Genomic DNA, 25,250 nt, shown 5'->3' on the forward strand with positions numbered 1-25,250 from the left:
CCCTGGGATACATTTGAGTCATGAGCACTGATCCTCGTGAGGCCCTGGACGCATTCCTCGAAGCAGTGGGAGAGCACTTCGCTGCCTCCGCGCACCGCAATGGAGACCAAGACCCTCGTGTCGAGGCCGCCTACATGGCCTTGGCCGACGCCTTCGAAATCTACGAAGACGCGATCTACACCGCCTATGATGAGGTCACTCCGTTCGAGCTCTTCGACGATGTCGAAGACGCCAAGGAGGACGATGACGACAACGACCTCGACGACGACTTCACAATCGATGACGAGGACGGGAACGACTGAGCCCTCAGGAGATCTGGTCGAGCACCTCGGCGATCTCGGGTTCGAGTTCGACATCGCTGCCGATTACCTGCGCCAGCTGCTCGGGCGTGCGGGCGGAGACCAGTGACGCGGCCACGCCCCGGTGCCGGTTGAACGCCAGGGCGATGTCGGTCGTGGTCACACCCAGCGCCGCAGCGGCCTTGCGGACTCCCGCCAGCACTCGGGCCGAGCGTTCATCGAGGTAGGCGCCGACGTAATCGGAGAGTTCGCCGGCGAAGCGTGAGTCCTGTGGGGTTCCGCCTCGGTATTTGTCGCTGAGGACTCCCCTGCCCAGTCCGGCGCCGGCGATGAGACCCACCCCTGCGTAGTCCGCGGCCGGAAGCAGGTCCTGTTCTGCTTCCCGGTTGAGGAGGGAGTACTCGGCGATGGCGCAGGAGATCGGCACACCGGCCCCACGCATCTCCGCCAGCTGCCATCCGGCATGGTGAGACACGCCGACGTAGCGGACCTTGCCCAGAGTCAGCAGGGTCTCGATCGCCGAGGCGGTCTCCGCCCGATCCACCTCCGCGTCGAAGACGTCGAGGACGAGCACGTCGATGTGGGTGCGTCCGGTGGCGGCCAGCAGCGCGTCGACCTGGGTGAGGATGCGAGCCCGTCCCAGGCCCACGTCGATGTGGGATGGCTCACTCATGGACACACCGACGCGGGCAATCAGCACGATCTGTTCTGGAAGTCTCAGCTGGGACACCACTCCGGCCGCATGGGTCCCCGAGCTGGGAAGCTCTACGAGGTTCCCACCAGCAGAGACGAAGTCATCGACGAGTCGCTGTGCGACCGGGGCATCGACCCGATGCCCCCACTCAAATGTGCCGAGACCCACATCGCTGACTTCAAGACCGGTGCTGCCGAGGCGTTGTTGCTTCATGGTTGTTGAGGTTACCTGATTCGGCGACTACCGTGGTTTCGTTCCCACCCCACTTTCTCAAGGAGACGCATGTACGACTGGCTGGTCGCAGCAGTGCTCGGCATCGTTCAGGCACTGACGGAATTCCTGCCGATCTCGTCGTCGGCGCATGTGCGCATCGTCGGTGAATTCATGCTGCCGGGCCAAGACCCCGGCGCCTTCTTCACCGCCATCATCCAGATCGGAACCGAGGCGGCAGTCGTCGTGTACTTCTGGCGCGACATCGTCTCCATCATCTCCAAATGGTGCAAGGCACTGGTCGGCAGGCACGACCGAAGAGACCCCGAGGTCAGACTCGGCTGGCTGATCATCGTCGGCTCGATTCCGATCGTCATCCTCGGTCTGCTGTTCCAGGACGCCATCGAAGGCGCGCTGCGCAGCCTGTGGATCACCGCGACCATGCTCATCGTCTTCGGTCTCATCATCGGACTCGCCGACTGGGTGGGCAAGAGGGAGCGCAGTCTCGAAGACATGACCTGGGGGCAGGGCATCGCCTACGGCTTCGCGCAGGCGCTGGCTCTGATCCCCGGCGTGTCGCGGTCCGGCGGCACGATCATGGCCGGGCGGTTCATGGGCTTCGACCGGCCTGCCGCCGCCCGCTACTCGTTCCTGCTCGCCATTCCGGCAGTCCTGGGCTCCGGCTTCTACAGCGTCTTCCAGTCGCTCGGCAGCGCCGATATGGTCATCGGCTGGGGGCCGACGATCCTGGCGACCATCATCGCCTTCGGACTCGGGCTCCTCGTCATCCATTGGTTCCTCGGGTACGTCAAGACCAGGTCGTTCGCGATCTTCGTCTGGTATCGCGTGGCACTGGGCATCACGCTCTACGTCCTGTTGGGCACGGGAGTCCTCGCCGCGACCTGATCGGCGCCGCCTCGCTTCAGCGGCCGCGCGTCACTTCAGACCGCCACCGCCGGGTGCGCTCCCCTCGGAGAGCCCGGCAGCGGTCACGGACATCGCGGTCAGGATCGGACGCGGTCCGGAGAAGTCGATGACGGTGAATGAGCCGGGAGCGACGCTGATGCGCTGGAAGTCGTCGAGCGGCATGCCCAGGGCGTCGGCGATGATGGCCTTGATGATGTCCCCGTGGGAGACGAGCATCGCCCATCGGGTGACACTGCCCTCCCTGTCGTCCTCGCTCCGGGCTCGCTGCTCCTCGTCGCTGTGTTCGTCTGCGCGGAGGCCGTCGACGACGGTTCTCACACGTGACACGGCACGCTCTGCCGCCTCGGCGATGGACTCTCCGCCGGGAAAACGCGCTTTCGACGCCTCTTCGACGACGGTCTTCCACAGCTCTTCTGAGCCGAGGTCCTTCAGACTCCGTCCGGTCCATTCGCCGTAGTCGAGTTCGATGAGGTCATCGACGGCCTCGACAGAATCTGCGTCGATCGTTGACGCGGCAATCCGTGCTGTCTGTTCACAGCGCAGGAGCGGCGAGTGCAGCAGGTGCGAGAAGTGGCGCTGCGGCAGCATCCGCAGGGTGTCTTCGAGCGCACCGACTCCCTGCTCGGTCAATGACACGCCGGGTGCACGTCCGGCGAGTGTCCCTGCCGTATTCGCAGTGGAGACGCCGTGCCGGAGGAGAACGATGACGGGCATGACATCAACCCTAGCCCAGATCGTCTACAGTGGGCCTATGAAACGTCAGCGTCCGGCCATGACCTACGAGTTTCGCAAGGTCTCATTCACCAAGGAGACACCGCGGTCCGTCAGCCTCCAGGAACTCAATGACGAGGCGGAGTACGGCAAGTGGGAGCTGGCCCGGACGCGAATCTCCGAGAGCGGGATGAGAACGGTCTGGCTGCGCCGGAAGATCATGCCCTTGACGTTGAGCAGCTGACACCGGCGTCAGTGAAGTCACCCTCCGCGCTCGTCCCCGTCCTCCTCGCCGGTCTCGTCACGATCGCAGCCGGCTCTGCGATGTCTCTGCAGGGCCGCGCGAACGGTCTGCTCGGTCCGGTGCTCGGCCACGCCGTCTTCGCCGCGCTCGTCTCCTTCCTCGTCGGTCTCGTCATCGTGGGATCGGCGCTGCTCTGCTCCTCCCGCTCTCGCGCCGGTGCCCGGACGCTGATCGGGCTGGTGCGCAACGAGGCGATGCCGTGGTGGATGCTTCTTGGGGGTCTCAGCGGCGGTTTGGTCGTCATCGCCCAGGCCTCGACGGTGCCGATCATGGGTGTGGCCATGTTCACCATGGCCTTCGTCTCCGGTCAGGTCACCGGCGGACTCGTCGTCGACTCCACTCGCCTGCCGCCCGGTGGCAGGCAGCGCCTGACGTTCCTCCGAGTCTTCGGTGTCCTCGTCGTCATCGCCGCCCTCGTCTACGGAGCTTCGGAGAGACTGACCCTCGGAGTCCCGCTCTGGGCACCGCTGCTGCCCTTCGTCTCGGGGGCGCTGACCTCGGTCCAGCAGGCGTTCAACGGTCGGATCAAGTCCGCCACCGGATCGGTCGTCGTGGCCACGACAGTGAACTTCAGCATCGGATTCCTCGCCCTGCTGGCCGCTGCCGGAATCATCATGGCCACCGGGGTCGTGTGGACCGGCTTCCCGACGGAGCCGACTCGGTGGTGGATGCTCCTCGGCGGGGCGTTCGGGGTCGTCTTCATCGGGCTGACGGCACTGACCGTGGCGAGGCTCGGGGTGCTCCTGCTGAGCCTGTTCTCTCTGTTCGGGAATCTGCTCGGCGCGCTGCTGCTCGATCTCCTCCTCCCGATTCCCGGATCCCTGGTGAGCACCACGACGGTCGTCAGCGCCGCCCTGGTGCTCGCCGGAATCGCGATCACGATCATGCCCTCATCAGGAAATCACCCAGGACCCGCGCGCCGAACTTGAGTGCGGAGATCGGCACCCGTTCGTCCACGCCGTGGAACATCGCCGGGAAGTCCAGGTCCCCGGTCAGCTGCAGCGGGGCGAACCCGTAGCCGATGATGCCCAATTCGGCCATGGACTTGTTGTCGGTGCCGCCGGAGAGCGTGTACGGCAGGACCTTCGCCGCGGGATCGTCGTCGAGCAGGCTGTTGCGCATCTGCGCGACCAGCGGGGTGTCGAAGGGCGCTTCGAGCGCGTTGCCCTCGTCGTTGGCCTCGATGTCGATGCCCTCCCCTGCCAGCTCCTTGATCTTGAGCATCACATCCTCGTGTTGGCCCGGAAGCGTCCGGCAGTCGACGTAGGCGGTGGCCGTGCCCGGAATGACGTTGTGCTTGTAGCCGGCGTTCAGGAACGACGGGTTCGAAGTGTTCTGCAGGGTCGGCGCGACGAACTTCTCGACCGAGCCGAGTTCGGCCAGCAGCGCCCCGATGGTCTCGGCCCGGAACTCGATGCCCGTGATCTCCGCTACGCCTTCGAGCAGCTGTCTGGTCGCGACCGGGATCTCCTGGGGCCAGGCATGCTCACCGATGCGGGTGATGGCCGCTGCGAGCCTGGTGACGGGATTGTCGTCATTGCGCTGCGAGCCGTGCCCCGCCGTACCGTGGGCGATGAGGTTGAGCCACGCGAGGCCCTTCTCCGCGGTCTGGACGAGGTAGACCCGCTGGCCGCGCACGTCCACGGAGTATCCGCCCACCTCGGAGATCGCCTCGGTGGCGCCGGCGAAGAGCTCCGGATGGTTGCGGACCATGTAGCGGGCGCCGTAGTTGCCTCCGGCCTCCTCATCGGCGAAGAAGGCGATGATCAGGTCGCGGCGGGGTCGCAGCCCCTGGGCCAGCATGTCCCTGGCGGCGGCGATGATCATCGCGTCCATGTCCTTCATGTCCACGGCGCCACGGCCCCAGAGCAGCTCGTCCTTGATGACACCGGCGAAGGGGTCGACGCTCCAATCCTCGGCGGCGGCCGGGACCACATCGGTGTGGCCGTGGACGACGAGAGCATCCGCATCGGAGTCGGTGCCCTCGATCCGGGCCACCAGGGATGCCCGACCCGGTGCGGATTCGTGGATCGTCGACTTCAGGCCCACCTCGTCGAACCAACCCGCGATGAGGTCGGCTGCCGGTCGCTCGGGGTTGACCTCGTTGCCTCCCCAGTTCTGAGTGTCGATGCGAATGAGCTGCTGGCACAGCGACGTGACTTCGGCCTCTGCAGCGCTGAAATCGTACACGGTGTCTCCCGTCGGGTCGGTGGAAAGATGCTGACGTGATCCACGTTATAGCAACAGCGGCGCTGCCACCCGCCGATGTCGGACGCACGCGGTGTCGTGCCCGGGAAGGGCGGGTATGCGAAATGGCCTCCGGATCAGATCCGGAGGCCATTTCCTCTGTTGTGCGCGAAGGGGGACTTGAACCCCCACGCCCGATAAGTTGGGCACTAGCACCTCAAGCTAGCGCGTCTACCAATTCCGCCACTCGCGCTGGCAACAGAGATAACTTTACACGCGAGTTTCGGCCGCGCAAAATCGGATTCGCCGATTGTGATGCACGGCACTTCGCCGCATCCGCCGAGGCGGTCTCAGTCGACCCTGCGAAGCTCATTCGCCCAGCTCAGAGACCTCGGAGAGGATATGCGGTTTGCCCGATCTGAGGTCGAAGACGGCGAATTTCGCAGCCTCGTGTCGGTGCCCTTCGGTGATGGCGAAGCCGACGGTCGAGGGCAGCAGCACGGGCTTCGCGAACGACACGTCCCACCGGTACGAGTCGAGCCGCGTATCGACGGCTGACAGGGCGCGCGAGGCTCCGTACATTCCGTGGGCGATGAGCCGCGGGAAACCGAATCCCTTCGCCGCGAGACCGTTGAGGTGGATCGGATTGTAGTCACCCGACGCGTGAGCATAGCGCTTGCCGATGATCGGATCCAATCGCCACAGCGCGGTGGGGGTGGGAGCCGTGAACTCCTCCCGCGGCGGCTGCGGCTTCGGCTCCGCGTTGGGCAGCTTCCTGCCCTTGGCCAGATAGGTCGTGGTCTCGCGCATCTTCAGCTCACCCTCGACCTTCGCTGCGACGATGACCTCGATCGTGGTCCCGGACGGATGCTGGAAGGGCCCGGCCAGCTCCACGTGGAAGTCGACGCTGTCACCGACCTGCACCGGGCCGAGACTGTCGATGCGGTTGTGGACGTGGACCATGCCCATCATCGGCAGCGGCACCTCCGGGTCGCTGAGCAGCTGCATGCTCAGGGGGAATGCGAGCACATGCAGATAACCGGGATGGACGATGTTGCCCAGGCCCGCTCCGATGACGGTGGTGAATCCCGCGTAGGCATCGGCCTCGATCGGCATGCTCCGGTCGAGAGCCCGCCGGGGCAGGTCGGGGCTCGTCCGGGCTCCCAACGGCAGAGCCTTGAGCACGGCCTTGGCATAGAGCGGAAGCATCGAATCCTTCGCCATCATGCACCCACCATGTTCTGACCGCAGACCCGCAGCGTCGAGCCGTTGATCCCCCGAGCCCCCGCCGAGGCGAGGAAGCCGATGGTCTCGGCCACATCGACCGGGTGCCCTCCCTGCTGGAGGCTGGAGAGCCGACGCGCGACCTGTCGGGTCAGCGTCGGCATCTTCGCCGTCATATCGGTTTCGATGAACCCGGGAGCCACGGCATTGATCGTGCCTCCGCGTGTGGCGAAGTCCGACGCCGAGGCGGCCGTGAGTCCGATGACTCCGGCCTTCGTCGTCGCATAGTTCGTCTGCCCGCGGTTGCCGGCGATGCCCGAGGTCGAGGCCAGGGACACGACCTGCGCGCCCTCGGCGAAGAGGTCCTTCTCGCTCAGGTGAGCGTTGATCCGGGCCTGGGAGGCGATGTTGACCGCGATCACGGAGTCCCAGCGGGAAGCATCCATGTTCGCCAGCATCTTGTCCCGGGTGATCCCGGCGTTGTGGATGAGGATGTCGACCTGTCCCCCGACCGCCTCGGCGATCTTCTCGGCGGCGGTGTCCGTGGTGATGTCGAGCTGGAGGGTCTTGCCTCCCACTTCGTTCATCACCTCGGCCAGGGCCTGTCCGGCCTGGGGCATGTCGACGCCGATGACCTGGGCTCCGTCACGGGCGAGGTTGCGGGCGATCGCGGCACCGATTCCGCGGGCCGCGCCGGTGACGACGGCGGTCCGTCCGGCCAATGGGCCGGCATCTCCTGTGGAGAGGAACTCCCGCATCCCGATCGGAGTCCCGGCCTGGGTCGAGACGGTGATGAACTGTCCCGAGACGTAGGCCGATTTGCCGGAGAGCAGGAACCACAGTGCCGTGGCCACAGACGGAGCCTGCACGTCGACTCCATCGAGGAGGATGCCGTTGGCGGTCGCTCCGGGGCGCATCTCGTGTGCCATGGAGCGGGTCAGGCCCGTGATTCCCTGCGTTGCGGCCGCGAGTTCCGGGGACTGCTGCTCGGTCTTCGGTGCGGCGGAGACGGTGATGACGCGCCCGCACTTCGCGAGCGAGCGCAAAGCGGTTCCGATCTCGAGCACGGTCGCCGAGAGGTCGGCGGGTGCGCCGGCGTCGTCGAGGACGGCGATGATCGCCCGCAGCGACTCTCCGGAGTTCGCGTGGCGCCGAACCTCGAGACCGTTGTCGAGCAGCAGGTCGGCGAGCTGCTGCGCGCCGGACCCGGAGCCGAGGACGAGGACGGGCTTCCTGCGATAGTCGGCGGGGGTCGAGTCGAAGCGGTGCAGTTCGACGGGCTGCGGCAGTCCGAGTGTCTTCGCGACCTGCTTGAGGGGGCCGTTGACCAGGCTCAGGTACGTGTCGTTCATGCTGCCTCCACAATCGCGGTGAGTCCCTGGCCGCCTGCTGCGCAGATCGAGACCAGCGACCTCTTCTTGCCGGTGAGCTTGAGGTATTTCGCGGTGGAGGCGATGATGCGTCCACCGGTCGCCGCGAACGGATGTCCGGCGGCGAGGCTCGAACCGAGCGGGTTGAGCTTGGAGCGGTCGATGGCGCCCAAGGCTCCGTCGAGGCCCGCCTTGTCGCGGCAGAACTCCTCCGATTCCCATGCCGCCAGATGGCTGAGCACGGTCGAGGCGAAGGCCTCGTGGATCTCGAATGCATCGAAGTCGTCGAAGGTCAGTCCGTTGCGGGACAGGAGGCGTGGGACCGCGTAGGCCGGGGCCATGAGCAGCCCCTCTGAGCCGTCGACGAAGTCGACGGCTCCGGCTTCGGCGTCGACGAGGCGGGCCAAGGGAGTGTACCCGTGCTCGTTCGCCCAGTCCTCGCTGCCGAGGAGGACGGATGAGGCACCGTCTGTGAGCGGGGTCGAGTTTCCGGCGGTCATCGTCGCCGGTGTGCTCAGGTTCCGGCCGAACACGGGCGAGAGCTTCGCCAGTGATTCGGCCGAGGAGTCCGGGCGCATGTTGGTGTCGCGACTGACACCGAGGTAGGGGGTCGACAGGTCGTCGAAGAAGCCTTCGTCCCAGGCGCGGGCGAGGTTGTGGTGAGAGGCAATCGCCAGTTCGTCCTGGGCCTGTCGGCTGATCTGCCAGTCGGCCGTCGTGATCGCCTGGTGCTCGCCCATGCTCAGCCCGGTGCGCGGTTCACCCGTGGAGGGGGCCTGCGGAGCCAGGTAGGCGGGGCGGATCTGGGCGGCGATCTTCGCCCTCTGGGCCAGGGTCTTCGCCCGGGTGAGCTCCAGCAGGATCTCCCTCATCGAGTCGTTGATCACGATCGGTGCGTCCGAGGCGGAGTCCACGCCCGAGGCGATGCCCGATTCGAGCTGACCGGCATTGATCTTGTTGTTGAGGCTGACGACGGTTTCGAGGCCGGTGGCGCAGGCCTGGCCGACGTCGAAGGCCGGAGTCGTCGGTGCCAGGGCGGAGCCGAGCACCGCTTCGCGTGTGAGGTTGAAGTCCTTCGAATGTTTGAGGACGGCGCCGCCGGCAACCTCCCCGATGCTCTCTCCGGCGAGGCCGAAGCGAGCCACGAGCCCGTCGAGGGCGCTGGTGAGCATATCGAGATTGCTGGCCTTGGCGTACTGCTTGTTCGAACGCGCGAACGGAATGCGGTTGCCGCCGAGGATGACGGCACGCTGAGTGGGAGTGGACATTTGCACCTCCGGTATATGGATTTAACTGTTACCGACAGTACCTGATACTGTCTGTCACATGAAATCGCTCACAGATGGTCGGTCCACTCGGTGGCAGAAGCATCGGGACCTCAGGCGCCAGGAGCTGCTGCGAGCCGTCCGACATGTCGTCGACGAGCATGGGGACGAACTGTCCATGGATCAGATCTCCGAGCATTCTGGTACGACGAAGTCCGTGCTCTACCGGTACTTCACGGACCGTGCCGGACTCCAGGCGGCGATGGGCGAATGGGCGATGGACGTCATCTCCAAGTCACTCGATGACGCCACAGCCACCTCGGCGGAGGACGCCCTGACGGAGATGATCCACGCCTTCGTCGCGCTCGCCGCCGAATCGCCGAACATCTACCGTTTCTGCGACACCGCGGTCAACCGGTTCGCTCCCACAGAGGCCGGCGGTTTCTTCAACTCGATCGCCGGCCTGCTCGCCGATCGCCTTGCCCTTGAGGGCGCACAGGGCCGACTGTGGGCGGCCGGGGCGATCGGGTTCGTGCGTGCCGCGACCGAATACTGGCTGGCCGATCCCGGTCGCCCAGAGGAGTTCGCCAGCGCAATCAGCCAATGGCTCTGGGCCTCGCTGCCCGCAAAACTAGGAGTAGACGAATGAAGCTTTCCCTTGACCCCCAGGCGATCAACGCCGTCGTCGACGGTCGTTGGGCCGAGGCCCGACGCCGCGGGCGGACGCTGGCACTCGACGAGATCACACACGAGGATCCGGCCGACGACCTCGAGACCGCTCGGGCGAAGACGCTGACCGGAGTCCAGCTCATGGCCGATACCGGGCTGCCGTTGGTGGCGCTGCCGGCGGCGCTCGGCGGACGCAATGAACATGCGACCAATGTCGCCAGCTTCGAGGAGACCGTCACCGCCTCCCCCAGCCTCCAAGTCAAGGCCGGAGTCCAGTTCGGACTCTTCGGTGGGGCGATCCTGCACCTGGGCAATGCCGAGCAGCACGATGCCTGGCTGCTGGCGGCCCAGAAGGGTGAGCTGCTGGGATCGTTTGCGATGACGGAGATCGGCCACGGATCCGATGTCGCCGCCGTCGGCACGACCGCGACCTATGTGCCCGAGGACGAGGAATTCGTCATCGACACCCCGTTCCGCGCCGCCACTAAGGAATACATCGGCAATGCCGCACGCGACGCTCATGCCGCCGTGGTCTTCGCCCAGCTGATCACCGGCGGGGTCAACCACGGTGTGCACGCGTTCGTCGTGCCGATCCGCGACGCGGACGGGACGCCCCTGCCGGGCATCGGCATCGAGGACGACGGGCACAAGGGCGGCCTCAAGGGAGTCGACAACGGGCGGATCGACTTCGAGCAGGTCCGCGTTCCGCGGTTCAACCTGCTCGACCGCTACGGCGCCGTGAACGCGGCCGGCGAGTACTCCTCCTCCATCGACTCCCCCGGACGACGCTTCTTCACCATGCTCGGAACCCTCGTCCAGGGACGGGTCTCCCTCGACGGTGCCGCCATCGTCGCCTCGAAGCTGTCCCTCGACATCGCCGTGCGCTACGGACTCGAACGCAAACAGTTCACCGGCGCCGACGACATCCATGAGACCACTCTGTTGGACTATCAGCAGCATCAGCGGCGACTGATGCCGGCCATCGCTTCGGTCTACGCCTCGGCCTTCGCCCACGAGAAGCTGCTCACCTCATTCGAGGAGGTGTTCTCCGGCGCCGACGAGAGCGAGGAGAATCGTGCCCTGCTCGAAACGCGGGCCGCGGCATTCAAGGCCGATACGACGTGGATGGCCCTCGACGTCATCCAGGAATCCCGGGAAGCCTGCGGCGGGGCCGGCTACATGGCCGAGAACCGCCTCGTGGGACTGCGCGCCGACCTCGACATCTATGCCACGTTCGAGGGCGACAACACGGTCCTCCTGCAGCTGGCGGGCAAGCGTCTCCTCGGCGACTATGCCAAGGAACTGGCCAATATCGACGTCGGCGGTGCCGCCCGCTACATCGGCACCCAGGCGGCCGAGCACACGCTCTACCGCACAGGCCTGGCCAACGCGGGGCTCGCGATCTCCGACGTGTTCACCCTCAATCTCAGCGAGAAGAGGATCCGCTCGGGTCGCCTGCAGCGCTCGCTGCTCGAAACCAGACTCGAAGTCATGCTCTCCAACCTCGCTCAGGCGCTGCGTCCGGCGGCGAAGATGTCGGCCGCGGACGCCGCGGACGTGTTCAACACCAATCAGCACGAGTTCATCGAGATGGCACGTGCATACGTCGAGCTGGAGAAGTGGAAGGCCCTCGACGAGGCGATGAGGGAGCAGGCGGATCCCGATCAGAACAAACTGTTCCGGCGCCTGCGCGACACCTACGGACTCAGTCTCATCGAGAAGCACGTGGGCTGGCACCTCATGTACGGTCGCCTGCCGATGCTGCGGGCACGTCAGCTCAACGAGACGCTGAATCGCCTGTGCGCGAAGCTTGCGGCCAACTCCTTGGACCTGGTGGAGGCCTTCGGGTACGGCGACGACCACCGCCGTGCCACGATCGCCACGGGAGTCGAGGCAGAACGTCAGACCGAAGCCGCCGACCACTACCGTCACTCCCGTGCGCAGGAGGACTATCCGGTGCCGGAGAAGCAGCTGCGCAAGGCCGCGAAGGCCGCCCGCAAGGCCGCCGAGAAGGACGGTCACAAGGCGAAGTCCGGAAAGTAGTCGAACCGGATGAAGAGACGAGAGAGGGTCGCACGACGAATCAGTCGTGCGACCCTCTCTCTGTCAGGTGCCCTCTGTCAGGTGCCTTCTGTCAGGGCCCCGCTGTCAGGGGCAGATGCCGTCGGAGCTCAGGCGTACCGTCGGAGCTCAGGCGTGGAGGAAGCTTTCCAGCGCCGCGGAGATCGCCGCGGTCTCGGTGAGGAAGCCGTCGTGGCCGACATCCGACTCGATGACGTCATGAGTCACGGCACCGGGCAGATTCTGCGCGAGCAGTTCGACCTGCGTGGGCGGGAACAGACGATCGGAGGACACGGAGACCACGAGGTTGTCGGTGCAGCCTTCGGCCAGAGCAGTGGTCAGGTCGTGCGAACGGCCGACGCGGACATCGTGGTCGCGCAGGGCGCGGGTGAGCACGACGTAGCTGTGCGGGTCGAAGCGGGCGGTGAGCTTCTTCGCCTGGTGGTCGAGGTACGAAGTGACCTCGTAGTAATCGGGCGATCGCAGCCGGCGCGAGAACCGCTGGTTGAGCTCGGCGTCGTTGCGGTAGGTCAGGTGGGCGATCTGACGTGCCAGGCCCAGGCCCTGGCTGGGGAATCGGCCGACGGCCGTGTAGTCACCGGAGTAGTAGTCGCTGTCGAGCTCGATCGCACGTTCCTGCATCATCGCCCAGGCGATCTGGTCGGCTTCGCAGAAGGCCGGTGCGGCGATGACCGCGCACTTCTTCACCTTGTGTCTGTCGAGGAGACCGAATTCGAGGGCTCTGGCCCCACCCATCGACCCGCCGATCACCGCGTGCCAGGACTCGATTCCGAGGATCTGAGTGAGATGGTGTTCCAGACGGACCATGTCGCGGATGGTGACCGCGGGAAACCTGGACCCGTAGGGCAGCCCGTCGTCATACAGCGATTGGGGGCCGGTGGTCCCCGAGCACCCGCCGAGCGAATTCGCGCACACCACGAAGAACTCGTTCGTGTCGATCGCCTCACCCGGTCCGACGACTCCTGCCCACCATTCGGTGACGTGGGTGTCGCCGGTCAGGGCGTGTTCGATCAGGACCGCGTTGCTGTGGTCCGCATTGAGTGTGCCGAAGGTTTCGTAGGCGACCTCGACAGTTCCGAACGTGTGTCCGGATTCTGTCACGAAGCCCAGAATTCGCTCGACGGAAGTGCTCTGTGTGGGCATGTCAGGCGGCGGCCGACGTCTTTGCCGCAGCGGCGGCGAAGCCCTTGTCGATGTCGGCGATGATGTCATCGATGCCTTCGAGTCCCACGGACAGGCGCACGAGGGCCGGGTTGACACCCGCGGCGACCTGCGCCTCTTCTCCCAGCTGGGAGTGAGTCGTTGACGCCGGATGGATGACCAGGGAGCGGACATCGCCGATGTTGGCCACGTGTGAGTGCAGGTCGAGCGCATCGACGAATGCCACGGCGGCGTCGTAGCCACCGGCGATGTCGAAGGCGAGGACCGATCCGACGCCGCTCGGCAGGTACTTCTTCGCCTGATCGTGCCAGGGGCTGGACTCGAGTCCGGCGAAGGCGACCCGGGAGACCTGCTCGTGGTTCTCGAGGTAGGAGGCGACCTTGTTCGCGTTGTCGACGTGACGGTCGATGCGCAGGCTCAGGGTCTCGAGCCCCTGAGCGATGAGGAAGGCGTTGAACGGGCTGGCGGCCGGTCCGAGGTCGCGCAGACCCTGCACGCGGGCCTTGAGCCCGAAAGACACGTTCGCGCCGAACGGCGAATCGGCGCCGAGGTCACGGGCGTAGACCAGACCGTTGTAGGACTCATCCGGGGTGTTGAAGCCGGGGAACTTCTCCGGCTGCGTGGCGTAGTCGAAGTTTCCGCTGTCGACGAGGACGCCGGCGATCGAGGTGCCGTGTCCGCCGAGGTACTTCGTGGCCGAGTGGAGGACGACGTCGGCGCCGTGCTCGATGGGGCGGACCAGGTAGGGGGTGGCCAGCGTGTTGTCGGTGAACAGCGGAACACCGGCCTGGTGGGCGATGTCGGCGACGGCGGCGATGTCGAGGACATCGGAGCGGGGGTTGGAGACGACCTCGGCGAAGAAGAGCTTCGTGTTGTCCTTGACCGCGGCCTTCCACGCGTCGTGGTCGTCGACGTCGACGAACGTGGTCTCGATGCCGAGCTTGCGCAGGGTCACATGCAGCAGATTGTAGGTTCCGCCGTAGAGGCTGGAGCTGGCCACGATGTGGTCTCCCGCCTCGGCGATGTTCGTGATCGCCAGCAGAGCCGCCGACTGTCCCGAGGCTGTGAGCACGGCGTGGACGCCGCCTTCGAGGTCGGCGATGCGGTTCTCGACGACCTCGGTGGTCGGGTTGGTGATGCGGGTGTAGATGGGGCCGAGCTCGCTGAGGGCGAAGCGGTTCGCCGCCGTCTCATTGCTGTCGAAGACGAACGAGGTGGTCTGGTGGATGGGCAGCGCACGGGACCCGGTGGTCGGGTCCGGTGTCTGGCCGGCATGGATCTGGCGGGTGTCGAATGACTGAGTCATGGTGTCTCCTTCGGGTGCGGTTGATTCGCCCGTGGTCGTTCGCGCGAGTGATTGTGGTGATGTGTCCACTGTCTTCGACTCTCAGGCTGGAAGCATGCGAACTCGTCATGTTCGTGTCACCTGGCGTCATGTTTCGTCACACCACCCGGTCATTCAGCGGAAGTTGCGGGCCTTGGTCGGCAGCTGCACCTCGAGCGGGATGAGCTTGTGGGCATAGAGACTGACCACCTCTCCCCCGCGTTGGATCAGCCCGGTGACCACGAGGGCGTTGCGTGAGGTCGCGATCGGTCGGAACCGCTTCATCAGCCCGGCCGTGGCCACGACGTTGAGCATCCCGAATTCGTCCTCGAGGTTGATGAATGTGATTCCCGAGGCGGTGGCCGGGCGCTGCCGGTGCGTGACGATGGCGGCCACCGTCATCCGGGTCCCATCGGCAGCCGCCGCGGCATCCGCCGTCGAGGCATAGCCGCGTTCGATCAGGGACCGGCGCAGGATCTCGGTCGGGTACCCGTCGACCGTGATCCCGGTCGAGAAGAGCTCGGCCAGGGTCGTGTCGAAGGCATCCATCGTCGGCAGGGCCGGCGCCGAGGTGAGCGTGGCGGTTCCCGGCAGCACCCCTGGGTGCGCCCCCGCGACTCCCCCGGCCAGCCACAGCGCCTGCCTGCGGTCGAGGTCGAAGCAGCTCAGCGCTCCCGCCGTCGCGAGTCCTTCGAGCGCCTGCTTGCCGATCCCGGTCCGCTCAGCCAGGTCCGCCACCGAGGTGAACGGTTCCTTGGCGCGTTCGGTCACGATCACCTCGGCGAAGGATCCGACATGGGTCACGGAATCGAGCCCCAACCTGATCCCGAACTCGCCCGAGTCCTCGGTTCGCTCGAGATCGCTGCCGGCCATCGAGCGGCGGAGGTCGACGGGCAGGATCGTCACCCCGTGACGGCGGGCGTCGGCGACGAGCGACTGCGGTGAGTAGAAGCCCATCGGCTGGCTGCGCAGCAGGCCCACTGTGAAGGCCGCGTGATGGTGGTATTTGAACCAGGCCGACTGGTAGACGAGGTTGGCGAAGCTGATCGCGTGGGATTCGGGGAACCCGTAGTTGGCGAATGCCGCGATCGTGGAGAAGATGGATTCCGCTGTCTCGGCGTCGACGCCTTTGACCGCTGCCCCGGCCTGGAACTTCTGCGCCAGTTCGGCCATCCGCCTCTCGGACCGCCGTGATCCCATCGCCTGCCGCAGCTGGTCGGCGTCGGCTCCGGTGAAGCCGCCGACGTCGATGGCCATCTGCATGAGCTGCTCCTGGAACAGCGGCACCCCGTAGGTCTTGGCCAGGGACTTCTCCAACAGGGGGTGGAGGTATTCGACCTCGTCGAGGCCCTGCCTCCTGCGGATGTAGGGATGGACGGACCCGCCCTGGATCGGCCCGGGTCTGATCAGGGCGACCTGGACGGCGAGATCGTAGAACGTCTCGGGCCGCAGACGCGGCAGGGTCGCCAGCTGAGCCCGCGATTCGACCTGGAAGACCCCCACTGCGTCGGCCCTCTGCAGCATCTCGTAGACGGCCTCGTCCTCGTCGTCGATATGGGCGCGTTCGATGAGTTCGCCTGTATGCCGGTGGACTAGGTCGACCATCTCGTGCAGGGCCGTGAGCATGCCCAGCCCCAGCAGGTCGAACTTCACCAGGTCCATGGCCGCACAATCGTCCTTGTCCCATTGGACGACCGTGCGATGGCCCATCGTGGCCTTCTCGATCGGAACGACCTCGCCGATGGGTCGATCGGCGAGGATCATGCCGCCGGAGTGGATTCCCAGGTGACGGGGTGAGCCGAGGAGGTCGTCGGCGATCGTGAGCACGGGTGCGGGCACCGGGGAGTCCTCGGCGGCGGGCAGGGACGACCAGCGGTTGCTGGCCTTCGAGAACGCGTCCTGCTGGCCGGGTTCGTAACCGAGGCTGAAGGCCGCGTCCCGGATCGCCGACTTCGCCCTGTAGGTGATGACGTTCGCGACCTGGGCGGCCCGTTCACGGCCGAAATGATCGTAGACGTATTGGATGACTTCCTCCCGCCGCCCCGATTCGATGTCGATGTCGATGTCCGGGTAGCCCTTGCGATCAGGTGAGAGGAAGCGGTCGAAGAGGAGTTCGTGCTTGACCGCGTCGACGGCGGTGATATCGAGGACATAGCAGACAGCGGAGTTCGCCGCAGAGCCTCTCCCCTGGCAGAAGATGCTCGCCCGGTGGCAGAACTCGGTGATGTCGTAGACGATGAGGAAGTACCCGCAGAACCCCAGCTTCGCGATCATGTTCATCTCCCGATCCAGCTGCGCCCACGCCCGCGGGTTCGCGACCCGGGACCCGTAGCGCTTCGCACCACGATCCTCGATGAGCTCGCGCAGATACTCTTCGGCCCCACGGGCATCGGGTTTCGGGGCACGCGGCAGATCCGGACGGGCCGAATTCAGGACGAAGGAGCATTCCCTGCCGAGGGCCACGGCGTTCTCCAGTGCCCGGCGCGGGAAGCGTGCGGCCATCTCCTCTCCCGTGTGGATCCGGGCGTTCGCCGTCGCCGGCAGCCATCCGGCCAACTCGTCCAGGGACAGCCGGGACCTCACCGAGGCTCTCACCTGCGCCGACTTCCATTGCGCCCGGGTGGCGAAGTGGACGCTGTTGCTGGCCACGACGGGCAGATGAGTCTGTTCGGCCAACTCGCCGAGGTGGCGCAGCCGTTCGTCGTCATCGGGAGCTCCGTCCCGGCTGAGTTCGACCGCGATCCGGTCGCGCCCGAAGAGCGCGATGAGTCTCCGCAGGGTTCCCAGCCCACCGTCGGGATCGTTCAGAGCCCTGCGCAGAGGCCCCTTGCGGCAGCCGGTGAGGATCATCCAGTCCCCGCTCATCGCGGCCAGCTCTTCGAGACCGAACACCGGCCGGTTCTTCTCCCCAGCCAGGTTGGCCTCGGTGATGGCCGTCGACAGCCGATGGTACCCCTCGACCCCACGGGCGAGGACCAGCAGGTGAGTGGCGTCGGGATCGGTCTGGCCGGGGATCTTCTCCTCCAACCCCACGGACAGCTCCGCTCCGAAGACGCTGGGAAGGCCCGCCTCGGCGGCGGCATTCGCGAACCGGACCGCGCCGTAGAGTCCGTTGTGGTCGGTCAGGGCCAAGGACGTCAGCCCTGCCGCGGCACCGGCGGCCACGAGCTCTTCGGGGTCGGAGGCCCCGTCGAGGAAGCTGAACTGGGAGTGGACATGCAGCTCCGCCCACTCGACGGTCGAAGTGCGCAGGAGGGGCCCCTGACCCGGTCCCGAATACCGGTTGGGGCCGTCGGAGCCGCCCGGTCCCACCGACACCCGGTGGCGGTCGGGACGGGAGAAGGCGGGCGCGTCGGATCCATCGGCGTGCTTGTCGACGACGGGCTTTCCCTCCAGCCGCTGAGCCAGCTGGGACCAGGGAGTGCGCGGATTCGAAAAGCCCATCAGCGGTACCTGCCGGTGAGATGCCACTGGCCGTTCTCTTTGCTCAGCAGAAGCGCCTGCCCGGATTCGGTGACGACCTGCAGACGGGTCCGGTACGTCGCCCCCTCGGGGTCCCACCAACCGGATTCGATGGGCCAGGAACCCGAGTAGTCGACGATCGCCTCGGTGGTCCCGGCCGGGAAGCGGATCGCATGCGGCGCCGCTTCCAGGCCTGCGGGTCGAGCCCCCACCGGTCGTCCTCCTGCGGCGAGCACGTCGACGGGCAGGTGTTCGACCGTCGTCGGCCGAGGCGCGTGCAGGGCTCCGGGCCACGGTGCTCCGGGGCTGCGCACAGGTGATGCCGCCTGCTGCCACGGTGTCCACAGATTCGTCTCGGCCGGGTCCCATCCGCCCTGCAGGCCCGGAACGAGCACCGAGTCAGGGCCGAACAGCCCCTGCAGCCGCTCCAGCGTGTGGGTGACCTGGCCGGTGTTCTCGTCGAACAGGCTCTTCGTCGCACCGATGGGGGTGGTCAGCTCCGCGGCCACGAGGGCGACTGCGCTGATGCCCTCCTCGGAGAAATCCTCCGGATCGGGACCGGGCTGATCGACGCCGGGCTGGTCAGGGGCAGGCTGGTCAGGGGCGGGCCGTTCGGCACGGGGTGCTTCGCCGTTCGTTCGGACAGGAGACGAGACGGCCCTTCGAGCGGCTCCGGCCAGCCAGCCTTCAGCCTGCCAGCGGAGACGATCGGCGATGGTGTTCTCGTTCATGTCATCGATCCGCCAGGTCCGCTGCGAAGACTGCCCCGATACGGCGAGGAGTTCGATCGTGATCTGTGTGCACACGAGCCCCCGACCACGCACCTTGGCCAGCAGGTCGGCGGCGAGCTGACGGGTCAGGAACCCCAGTGTGTCGCTGCGGGTGGTCGGCGTGTCCAGACCGAGTTCGACGTTGAGCTGGTCCTCGCGGACATGGTCGTGCAGGGGCGCCGATTCAGCCCCTGCGGCCAGGGAATGCGCATGCGCACCCAGTGCCCCGAACCGTGAGTTCACGTCCCGCACGTCGAGGGCGGCCAGGTCGCCCAGGGTGCGCAGACCCAGCTGAGTGAAGGTGTCGATGAGTTCGGTGGCACCGGCGCCGACGTACTCGAGGGTGCTGATCGGCTGAGCGGTCAGGAAATCCACGGTCGCCCCCGGTTCGACCCGCCGGGCCTGCCCCGCGGCCAGCACGGCGGCGAAGACGGTGTCGGCGATGCCGGGGAAGAACTCCCACCCGGTCTCCGACACGAGTGCGGAGATCAGGGCCTCGACGGCGCCGGACTCATCGGCATAGCCGTGCCGGAGCGAGTCGAGGGGAATCGCGAGCGTACCGGGACCGAGCAGGGTGAATCGAGCCACGAGCCCTTCGAGCGCTCCGACACCTGCAGAGAAGTGCTTGTTCTCGACCTCCTCGTCCCAGGCCATCACGTGCGCTTCGGGGCAGCGGTAGCCGACCGCGCGCTTGTTGTTGCCCACCGCGACCCCGGCTGCCCGGGCAGGGGCATTGGCGGCAACGACCCTGCCCGCATGGAGAACCGCCACCGGGGTCCGTGGGCTGAGCTCGTGCTCGGCCGCGGCCGCCACTGCTGACCAATCGGGAACGGTCAGGACGAGCGTGCGTCGGCGATTCTCGTGCCCGGCGACGGAATCAGCTGACACTGCGGATCACCGGCCGTTCGAAAGCGCCCTCCGCAGAGGTCGGTGTCGGCTCCTCGGCGGGAGTTCCCTGCGGCCCGGGCAGCAGGAATCGGTGGACTCCGGTCTGCGACCGGGCCGAAACGAGGCAGGAGCGGAGACGCCCGCGGCCGTGCTGCGTACCCGACCACCGCGTGTCGGTGATCTCGATCTGCTCCGTGCTGCCGGGCATCGAGGTCAGGCTGATGAAGCTGATCTTGCGTTCGCGCACCTTCGCCAGCAGTCTGGCGCGCTCGCCTGCGCTGGGCAGAAAGCCCGGGTCGACGACGAGGACGTCGAAGGATTCGATGAGGATGGAGGCCACGCGCAGCCAGTCCTCGGGCGGGGTGACGAGATTGACGAAATGGTCGAGGTCGACGCCCAGATCGGCGATGGACGCCACCGCCGGTTCGCCGAGTCCGATGCCGGCACACCACTTCTGCTCCTGGGTCGCAGCCGCGATCGTGGCGAGGGCACAGCTCAGGGATTGCCCCCCGGTCAAGGTCACGATCTCACCTCTGGGAAGACCGCCTCGGCGAAACAGCGGTGTCAGCACCGGGTCCACGGGCCGGGGCGGGATCCCATCGAACAGAGCAGTGGCCGTGGAGATACCCATCTCCCGGCTGAGCTGTTCAACGAGTGGCACTGCGGACATGACACCCATTATCGAACTAGTGTTCTAAATAGGCAAGATTCAAGCGGCCGCATTGTTCACCCGAGCGTGTCGTCGTTCCGCCTCGAACATCCAGGCGATGCAATAGTCCAGGTGGAACCCGTAGCCACCGCCGAAGGTGCTCGGATCCGCTTCTGCCACCGCCTGCTCCACGACCTTCACCAGCAGTGCCGTGTCGAAGACCTGGCGCCCCCGCTGTCCGCTCTCGAGCGGAAGCAGCTGTGATCCGTCGGGCAGGAAGAACGCGAACGCGGCCTGCCCGCCCAGTGTTCCGGCGAATGGAGCCGAAGTCCGTGAGATATCCAACTCATATCTGTGCACCGCCGTGTGGTGGGTGCGGCAGAGCAGAATGAGATTGTCCATGTCCGTCGCCCCGCCCTGCGACCAGGGGCGGATGTGGTGGGCATCGCATCGCCTGCGGGCGCGGCAGCCGGGAAACTGACATCCCATGTCCCGCGCACTCAATGCCAGGCGCTGGCGTCTGCTCACCAACCTCTTCGATCGGCCGAGCATGAGCACGTCGCCGTCGCCGTCCTTGATCGCACCGCTGATCAGGGCCTCACAGGTCAGTCGCTCTGCTGTGGCCGCGGTGATGCCGCCGAAGCCATCGACCCGACAGGTCAGGTCCGCCTTCACCTCTCCGCTGCCGCTCTCGTCCGGGGGCGTCCCCGCGGGGACGCCGTCGAGGACGACGTCGGCGGTCTCCGACTCGGACGCGGTGGAATCAACGGCAACGACACGGGCACCGGATCGAGTCACCACCTCGGCGGAGGCGTGGACGAGCATGCGGGCGCGATCGACGTCGACGGTGCCGTCGATCTCCGCTCGCGGAAAGGCATGGATGATCTCCATCAGGCACATGACCTGCGAGAGCGGCTCATGCGGAGTCTTCTCCTCCGAGGCAGTCGTCGTGTCCACACGCTGCGCGCTCTCCTCGCTGTCGGAATCGCCCGTGACGGTCCGCTGCTCGAGGACATGACGTGCGGCGTCGAGCATCGAGAAGATCTCGGCGGCTTCGTCCTCGCCCAGGTCGATCGTGATGCGAGTTCGTCCGGGTTCGGTGGTTCGCGTGCTGATGCTGTCACTCGGCAGGAAGCGGGGAGCATCTCCGGCTCCGTTCGCGTCGGAGAGCTGGAGATAGCTGCGTGCCACCACGCCGATCTGACTTCCGGTCGACACATCGGCCAGGCGCAGCGCGTCCTCGTCCGGGATCCGTCCCACCAGTCTGGTGACTTCCCGCACTTTGGAGAAGCTCACATCACCCTCCCCCAGGCCCTCCTTCACCTTCGGCATTTCGCGCAGCGCCATCATCACGCGCACGTACTCCCGGGCGGTGTGCGCGCTCACGGCGGCAATGTGCATGACCCACTGGGCCAGGGACGTCACACCCACCCACTGCGCCCACAGGCCGCGCTGCTCGACCTCGTCGATGAGGGCGATGACGCGTGCGTGGCAGAAGGCGATGCACGAGATGTTGCGTCGGATGTCGGCGACCAGCTCCTCGGGGCTGAGATCGCTCAGTCCCGTACCTGCATTCGCCCCGGCGCCCTCGTCTGTGTTCTCCACCATGGTTCCCACCTTCCCCTTTCGGTCTCTGCGACCATTCGGTCCGTGAGTCCCCATGACCTCGAACCGTGCTTTCACCGTACGGGGTGCCACTGACACGAGACCACGAACATCACTTGCCAAGTCGATCCGACCACCCACTGGGTTCGATTCACATTCGACCTGTCGGACGGTCCTGCGAAACGTCCCCGCGGGGACGTCGGGGGCAAATCTCCCCACACCTCGTCCCTCCCCCGCCTTCGACCGCGGCGGTATGCTGACCGGATGACCGATGGCACCGATGAGACGGACAGCGTTCGCGCAGCGGAACCAGATCGCGAGGCTGCCACGCGGGCCAGCTACGATGCGATCGCCGAGCTCTACACGGAATGGATCGCCGACGAGCTCACGGCAAAGCCCCATGATCGGGCCGTCCTCGGCGCATTCTCCGAACTCGTGCTCCGGACGGGTCGGTCCGAAACGCTCGAACTGGGGTGCGGCCCGGGCAGGATCACGGCCTTCCTTGCCGCCCTCGGGCTGACGCCGACAGGCCTCGACCTCTCCTCCGCCATGATCGCTCAGGCCGACCACCACTATTCCAATCTCGACTTCGCTACCGGGTCGATGACCTCACTGCCCTACGACGACGCCAGCTTCTCCGGACTCGTCGCCTGGTACTCGATCATCCATGTCGGCGATGGGGACCTCGACGACGTCTTCGCCGAGGCGGCGCGTGTCCTGCGCTCGGGCGGATGGTTCCAGCTGGCCTTCCAGCTCGGCAACCGCGTCGACCATCAGTCCGATGCGGGAGGAATCGACGTGGACCTCGACTTCCACCGCCGCTCTCTCGACTCGGTTCTCACCGCACTCGAGGCCCATGGCTTCGCGCCCGCGACCCGGCTCGAACGGGAACCCGACAGGGGAGGCCGGTTCCCGGAGGCGACGCGTCAGGGGTACCTGCTCGTCCGCTTGGAGCGATGAATCGAATCGGTGACAAAATGGATCTCATATGAACATCGACATCGTCTTCCACTCGCCCGAGATCCCCGGCAACACCGGCAACGCCATTCGCCTGGCCGCGGTCACGGGCGCCCACCTCCACCTCGTCGAGCCCCTCGGCTTCGATCTCTCCGATGCGAAGCTGCGTCGGGCAGGGCTGGATTACCACGACCTTGCCCACGTCACCATCCATGCGTCTCTGGCGGACCTGTGGGACCACCTCGGCGAACGTCGGGTGATCGCGTTCACCACCCACACCGACGATTCCTTCGCCGAGGTGGACTACCGTGACGGCGACGTCCTCCTCTTCGGCCAGGAGTCGACGGGTCTGCCCGACTCCGTCGTCGACGACGAACATGTTCATCGGTCGGTGCGCATCCCGATGCTGCCCTCGCGCCGTTCGCTCAACCTGGCCAATTCCGCGTCGATCGCGATCTACGAGGCGTGGCGACAGCAGGGATACAGCGGCGCCTGAACGCGCGTAGACTTCTGCCCGACAGCAATTCGCGAAAGGACCATCATGACCTCCAAAGTGCTCACGATCGCCGGCTCCGACGTCTCCGGCGGAGCAGGCCTCGAGGCCGACCTGAAGATGTTCGAAGAGTACGGCGCGTTCGGCACCGCCGCCGTGACCTGCATCGTCACCTTCGATCCGGCCGATGGCTTCAGCCACGTCGTCGAATTCATCGACCCCGAGGTGGTGACCAGACAGCTCGAGTCGACGCTGGCCGTGCACAGGTTCGACGCCCTCAAGTCGGGCATGCTCGGCTCCGTGGAGAACGCGCTCGTGCTGGCCGAGAAGCTGGGGACCAATGAGCTTCCCTATGTCTTCGACCCCGTCCTCGTGTGCAAGGGAGTGGGCACGATGGTCGATCTCAAGGACCTCTTCGTCGACAACCTCGTCCCCTTGGCCACCGTCATCACCCCGAACCTCGAAGAGGCGGCGACGCTGGCCGATATCGACCCGATCGATTCGGTCGAGGGCATGGTCGAGGCGGCGAAGATCATCCACGGTCAAGGCGCGAAGAACGTCGTCGTCAAGGGCGGAGCGCGCCTGGCCGGCGACGATGCGATCGACATCCTCTTCGACGGACAGACGATCACGACGCTGCGCTCGCGCAAGGTCAATGAGAAGCTCGTCAATGGTGCCGGCTGCTCGTTCGCCTCATCGATCGCCGCCGGAATCGCCACCGGCATGAACATCCGGGACGCCGTCGTCTCTGCAAAGGAGAAGGTCGCTCACGGCATCGCGAACTGCCTCGACAATGCCACCGGCGTGGCTTCGCTGTTCCATCCGGCGGCACGCACACAGCCCTCCGCCAAGGTCTCGGTCAGCGTGGATTGAGTGGCACGAAGCGTCCCCGCGGGGACGGCCGAGGTGCACGAACAGAACTGCCCCGCACACCTGAAACGGAGTGCGGGGCAGTTCGCATGGGTCATGCGTGACGGCCGGAACCGTCGGGTCGGTCGAAACCGAGGGGGAATCAGCGCTTGCCGAAGCCCTTGTAGCGATCCTTGAACTTCTCGACGCGGCCTGCGGAGTCGAGGATGCGCTGCTTTCCGGTGTAGAACGGGTGCGATGCGCTCGAGATCTCAACGTCGATGACCGGGTAGACGCTGCCGTCTTCCCATTCGATCGTCTTGTCGCTCGTCGCGGTCGAGCGGGTGAGGAACTTGGTTCCCGACGACAGATCGTTGAACACGATCGGAGCGTATTCCGGGTGGATGTCCTTCTTCATATTCTTACCTCTGCTGAATCCTCTCAGGCGCCTGGTATGGGTCGACCCATCCGCCAGTGCCCGAATTCGTCTGCTGGACACGCCCCGCACCGTAGGAACCGGACACGAAGCGACAGTCCAGTCTATCTGATGGACTCGTCCAAAGCGATTCCCACACGGTCTCCTAAACTGTGTCCATGTACACCAAGGAACGCATCTCCACTCAATTCGACCTCGCACCTGCTGCATCTGCTCCCGAACTCATGGCCGGTCCCACCGCCGAGGCGATACCGACGATCACCGGTGATGTGAAGGCGTTCGCCATCGATCCGCAGATCGCCGACACCGCTGCCCTGCTCGACGCCACCGGGCTCGGGCCGGAGACCTCGGCCAACTGCGTCCTCGTCTCCGGAACTCGTTCCGGGGAGGAGAGAATCGCGGCCTGCATGGTGTTGGCCAATACGCGTGCCGATGTGAACAAGCGTGTGAAGAAGATCCTCGACGTGCGCAAGGCCTCATTCCTGCCCATGGAGCGCGCGGTCTCGGAATCGGGGATGGAGTACGGCGGCATCGGCCCGATCGGTCTGCCGGCCAATTACCGGATCCTCGTCGACTCACGTGTGGCCGAGGCCGATGAGCTCATCATCGGTTCGGGCATCCGCGGGTCCAAGCTCATCCTCTCGGGTCCAGCACTGGCGTCGCTTCCCACCGCCGAGGTGGTCGAGGGACTCGCGAACGAGATCGGCTGAGTTC

At 66.1% G+C, this 25,250-nt stretch carries 23 protein-coding genes and 1 tRNA gene; 10 read left to right on the top strand and 14 right to left on the bottom strand.

Annotated elements, in window-relative coordinates:
- Positions 1–20 precede the first annotated feature (20 nt).
- Complete coding sequence (locus BKA07_RS12305) at positions 21–302, top strand: hypothetical protein (RefSeq protein ID WP_167951141.1); 282 nt, start codon at positions 21–23, stop codon at positions 300–302.
- A gap of 4 nt (positions 303–306) precedes the next feature.
- Here BKA07_RS12305 and BKA07_RS12310 read toward each other — a convergent pair whose 3' ends face one another.
- The gene (locus tag BKA07_RS12310) at positions 307–1,206 is read right to left on the bottom strand and encodes an aldo/keto reductase (protein ID WP_167951142.1); all 900 of its coding nucleotides are present in this window, start codon (positions 1,204–1,206) and stop codon (positions 307–309) included.
- Between the two features lie 69 nt (positions 1,207–1,275).
- Between BKA07_RS12310 and BKA07_RS12315 the strand changes: the two genes are divergently transcribed.
- Positions 1,276–2,109 carry an undecaprenyl-diphosphate phosphatase gene (locus BKA07_RS12315; RefSeq protein ID WP_167951143.1) on the top strand — a complete coding sequence of 278 codons (834 nt, stop codon included), beginning with the start codon at positions 1,276–1,278 and terminating at the stop codon, positions 2,107–2,109.
- Between the two features lie 30 nt (positions 2,110–2,139).
- On the opposite strand, the gene BKA07_RS12320 is transcribed toward BKA07_RS12315, so the two are convergent.
- On the bottom strand, positions 2,140–2,844 hold the full coding sequence (locus BKA07_RS12320; RefSeq protein WP_167951144.1) for a histidine phosphatase family protein: 705 nt from the start codon (positions 2,842–2,844) through the stop codon (positions 2,140–2,142).
- A gap of 58 nt (positions 2,845–2,902) precedes the next feature.
- On the opposite strand from BKA07_RS12320, the gene BKA07_RS12325 reads away from it, so the two are divergent.
- Both BKA07_RS12325 and BKA07_RS12330 read left to right on the top strand, forming a co-directional pair.
- Complete coding sequence (locus BKA07_RS12325) at positions 2,903–3,085, top strand: DUF5703 family protein (protein ID WP_167951145.1); 183 nt, start codon at positions 2,903–2,905, stop codon at positions 3,083–3,085.
- Between the two features lie 11 nt (positions 3,086–3,096).
- Positions 3,097–4,074, top strand: a complete 978-nt coding sequence (locus BKA07_RS12330; protein WP_167951146.1) for a DMT family transporter — start codon at positions 3,097–3,099, stop codon at positions 4,072–4,074.
- Here the strand turns inward: BKA07_RS12330 and BKA07_RS12335 are convergent.
- The 5 genes from BKA07_RS12335 to BKA07_RS12355 form a co-directional block, all read right to left on the bottom strand.
- Complete coding sequence (locus BKA07_RS12335; protein WP_167951147.1) at positions 4,028–5,335, bottom strand: M20/M25/M40 family metallo-hydrolase; 1,308 nt, start codon at positions 5,333–5,335, stop codon at positions 4,028–4,030. The genes BKA07_RS12330 and BKA07_RS12335 overlap by 47 nt on opposite strands.
- A 162-nt stretch (positions 5,336–5,497) precedes the next feature.
- Positions 5,498–5,585: transfer RNA gene (locus BKA07_RS12340), tRNA-Leu, on the bottom strand.
- 116 nt (positions 5,586–5,701) lie between these two features.
- The gene (locus tag BKA07_RS12345; RefSeq protein ID WP_245161939.1) at positions 5,702–6,559 is read right to left on the bottom strand and encodes a MaoC/PaaZ C-terminal domain-containing protein; all 858 of its coding nucleotides are present in this window, start codon (positions 6,557–6,559) and stop codon (positions 5,702–5,704) included.
- On the bottom strand, positions 6,556–7,908 hold the full coding sequence (locus BKA07_RS12350; protein WP_167951148.1) for a 3-oxoacyl-ACP reductase: 1,353 nt from the start codon (positions 7,906–7,908) through the stop codon (positions 6,556–6,558). The genes BKA07_RS12345 and BKA07_RS12350 overlap by 4 nt, the downstream gene beginning before the upstream one ends.
- On the bottom strand, positions 7,905–9,194 hold the full coding sequence (locus BKA07_RS12355; protein ID WP_167951149.1) for an acetyl-CoA C-acetyltransferase: 1,290 nt from the start codon (positions 9,192–9,194) through the stop codon (positions 7,905–7,907). Before BKA07_RS12355 ends, BKA07_RS12350 begins: the two co-directional genes overlap by 4 nt.
- 58 nt (positions 9,195–9,252) lie before the next feature.
- Between BKA07_RS12355 and BKA07_RS12360 the strand changes: the two genes are divergently transcribed.
- Positions 9,253–9,840, top strand: a complete 588-nt coding sequence (locus BKA07_RS12360; RefSeq protein WP_167951150.1) for a TetR/AcrR family transcriptional regulator — start codon at positions 9,253–9,255, stop codon at positions 9,838–9,840.
- Positions 9,837–11,903 (top strand): acyl-CoA dehydrogenase family protein, encoded by a 2,067-nt coding sequence (locus BKA07_RS12365; RefSeq protein ID WP_167951151.1) that lies wholly within the window; start codon positions 9,837–9,839, stop codon positions 11,901–11,903. Before BKA07_RS12360 ends, BKA07_RS12365 begins: the two co-directional genes overlap by 4 nt.
- Positions 11,904–12,050: 147 nt before the next feature.
- On the opposite strand, the gene metX is transcribed toward BKA07_RS12365, so the two are convergent.
- The 6 genes from metX to BKA07_RS12395 all read right to left on the bottom strand — a co-directional run bounded on the left by metX (position 12,051) and on the right by BKA07_RS12395 (position 21,804).
- Complete coding sequence (gene metX / locus BKA07_RS12370) at positions 12,051–13,154, bottom strand: homoserine O-acetyltransferase MetX (protein ID WP_425339335.1); 1,104 nt, start codon at positions 13,152–13,154, stop codon at positions 12,051–12,053.
- Positions 13,087–14,409, bottom strand: a complete 1,323-nt coding sequence (locus BKA07_RS12375) for an O-acetylhomoserine aminocarboxypropyltransferase/cysteine synthase family protein (protein WP_167951153.1) — start codon at positions 14,407–14,409, stop codon at positions 13,087–13,089. The genes metX and BKA07_RS12375 overlap by 68 nt, the downstream gene beginning before the upstream one ends.
- A 153-nt stretch (positions 14,410–14,562) precedes the next feature.
- Positions 14,563–17,871 (bottom strand): error-prone DNA polymerase, encoded by a 3,309-nt coding sequence (locus BKA07_RS12380; protein WP_209043960.1) that lies wholly within the window; start codon positions 17,869–17,871, stop codon positions 14,563–14,565.
- Positions 17,871–19,547, bottom strand: coding sequence for a Y-family DNA polymerase (locus BKA07_RS12385; protein ID WP_167951154.1), 1,677 nt, complete (start codon positions 19,545–19,547; stop codon positions 17,871–17,873). Before BKA07_RS12385 ends, BKA07_RS12380 begins: the two co-directional genes overlap by 1 nt.
- Complete coding sequence (locus tag BKA07_RS12390) at positions 19,537–20,217, bottom strand: DNA recombination/repair protein RecA (protein ID WP_245161940.1); 681 nt, start codon at positions 20,215–20,217, stop codon at positions 19,537–19,539. The genes BKA07_RS12385 and BKA07_RS12390 overlap by 11 nt, the downstream gene beginning before the upstream one ends.
- Positions 20,218–20,256: 39 nt before the next feature.
- Positions 20,257–21,804: an HNH endonuclease signature motif containing protein gene (locus tag BKA07_RS12395; RefSeq protein ID WP_167951156.1), complete on the bottom strand. Its 1,548-nt coding sequence runs from the start codon at positions 21,802–21,804 to the stop codon at positions 20,257–20,259.
- A 261-nt stretch (positions 21,805–22,065) separates the two neighbouring features.
- Between BKA07_RS12395 and BKA07_RS12400 the strand changes: the two genes are divergently transcribed.
- The 3 genes from BKA07_RS12400 to BKA07_RS12410 are packed head-to-tail and all read left to right on the top strand — an operon-like array spanning position 22,066 to position 24,124.
- Positions 22,066–22,761, top strand: a complete 696-nt coding sequence (locus tag BKA07_RS12400; RefSeq protein ID WP_167951157.1) for a class I SAM-dependent DNA methyltransferase — start codon at positions 22,066–22,068, stop codon at positions 22,759–22,761.
- A 28-nt stretch (positions 22,762–22,789) separates the two neighbouring features.
- Complete coding sequence (locus tag BKA07_RS12405) at positions 22,790–23,254, top strand: tRNA (cytidine(34)-2'-O)-methyltransferase (RefSeq protein WP_167951158.1); 465 nt, start codon at positions 22,790–22,792, stop codon at positions 23,252–23,254.
- Positions 23,255–23,299: 45 nt separating this feature from the next.
- Positions 23,300–24,124, top strand: a complete 825-nt coding sequence (locus BKA07_RS12410) for a PfkB family carbohydrate kinase (protein ID WP_167951159.1) — start codon at positions 23,300–23,302, stop codon at positions 24,122–24,124.
- A 139-nt stretch (positions 24,125–24,263) separates the two neighbouring features.
- On the opposite strand, the gene BKA07_RS12415 is transcribed toward BKA07_RS12410, so the two are convergent.
- The gene (locus BKA07_RS12415; RefSeq protein WP_167951160.1) at positions 24,264–24,518 is read right to left on the bottom strand and encodes a type B 50S ribosomal protein L31; all 255 of its coding nucleotides are present in this window, start codon (positions 24,516–24,518) and stop codon (positions 24,264–24,266) included.
- Positions 24,519–24,694: 176 nt separating this feature from the next.
- Here BKA07_RS12415 and BKA07_RS12420 point away from each other — a divergent pair, with 176 nt between their 5' ends.
- A complete protein-coding gene (locus tag BKA07_RS12420; RefSeq protein WP_167951161.1) occupies positions 24,695–25,246 on the top strand; it encodes a YbaK/EbsC family protein in 552 nt (183 codons plus the stop codon).
- Positions 25,247–25,250: the final 4 nt, after the last annotated feature.

The organism is Brevibacterium marinum, from assembly GCF_011927955.1.
Classification (GTDB): Bacteria; Actinomycetota; Actinomycetes; order Actinomycetales; family Brevibacteriaceae; genus Brevibacterium; species Brevibacterium marinum.

Excerpts from the sequence above, each read along its gene's own strand:
- BKA07_RS12305 (WP_167951141.1), top strand. The coding sequence starts at position 21 with ATGAGCACTGATCCTCGTGAGGCCCTGGACGCATTCCTCGAAGCAGTG.
- BKA07_RS12310 (WP_167951142.1), bottom strand. The coding sequence starts at position 1,206 with ATGAAGCAACAACGCCTCGGCAGCACCGGTCTTGAAGTCAGCGATGTG.
- BKA07_RS12315 (WP_167951143.1), top strand. The coding sequence starts at position 1,276 with ATGTACGACTGGCTGGTCGCAGCAGTGCTCGGCATCGTTCAGGCACTG.
- BKA07_RS12320 (WP_167951144.1), bottom strand. The coding sequence starts at position 2,844 with ATGCCCGTCATCGTTCTCCTCCGGCACGGCGTCTCCACTGCGAATACG.
- BKA07_RS12325 (WP_167951145.1), top strand. The coding sequence starts at position 2,903 with ATGACCTACGAGTTTCGCAAGGTCTCATTCACCAAGGAGACACCGCGG.
- BKA07_RS12345 (WP_245161939.1), bottom strand. The coding sequence starts at position 6,559 with ATGATGGCGAAGGATTCGATGCTTCCGCTCTATGCCAAGGCCGTGCTC.
- BKA07_RS12350 (WP_167951148.1), bottom strand. The coding sequence starts at position 7,908 with ATGAACGACACGTACCTGAGCCTGGTCAACGGCCCCCTCAAGCAGGTC.
- BKA07_RS12355 (WP_167951149.1), bottom strand. The coding sequence starts at position 9,194 with ATGTCCACTCCCACTCAGCGTGCCGTCATCCTCGGCGGCAACCGCATT.
- BKA07_RS12360 (WP_167951150.1), top strand. The coding sequence starts at position 9,253 with ATGAAATCGCTCACAGATGGTCGGTCCACTCGGTGGCAGAAGCATCGG.
- BKA07_RS12365 (WP_167951151.1), top strand. The coding sequence starts at position 9,837 with ATGAAGCTTTCCCTTGACCCCCAGGCGATCAACGCCGTCGTCGACGGT.
- metX (WP_425339335.1), bottom strand. The coding sequence starts at position 13,154 with ATGACATCATCGCCGACATCGACAAGGGCTTCGCCGCCGCTGCGGCAA.
- BKA07_RS12375 (WP_167951153.1), bottom strand. The coding sequence starts at position 14,409 with ATGACTCAGTCATTCGACACCCGCCAGATCCATGCCGGCCAGACACCG.
- BKA07_RS12380 (WP_209043960.1), bottom strand. The coding sequence starts at position 17,871 with ATGGGCTTTTCGAATCCGCGCACTCCCTGGTCCCAGCTGGCTCAGCGG.
- BKA07_RS12390 (WP_245161940.1), bottom strand. The coding sequence starts at position 20,217 with ATGTCCGCAGTGCCACTCGTTGAACAGCTCAGCCGGGAGATGGGTATC.
- BKA07_RS12395 (WP_167951156.1), bottom strand. The coding sequence starts at position 21,804 with ATGGTGGAGAACACAGACGAGGGCGCCGGGGCGAATGCAGGTACGGGA.
- BKA07_RS12400 (WP_167951157.1), top strand. The coding sequence starts at position 22,066 with ATGACCGATGGCACCGATGAGACGGACAGCGTTCGCGCAGCGGAACCA.
- BKA07_RS12405 (WP_167951158.1), top strand. The coding sequence starts at position 22,790 with ATGAACATCGACATCGTCTTCCACTCGCCCGAGATCCCCGGCAACACC.
- BKA07_RS12410 (WP_167951159.1), top strand. The coding sequence starts at position 23,300 with ATGACCTCCAAAGTGCTCACGATCGCCGGCTCCGACGTCTCCGGCGGA.
- BKA07_RS12415 (WP_167951160.1), bottom strand. The coding sequence starts at position 24,518 with ATGAAGAAGGACATCCACCCGGAATACGCTCCGATCGTGTTCAACGAT.
- BKA07_RS12420 (WP_167951161.1), top strand. The coding sequence starts at position 24,695 with ATGTACACCAAGGAACGCATCTCCACTCAATTCGACCTCGCACCTGCT.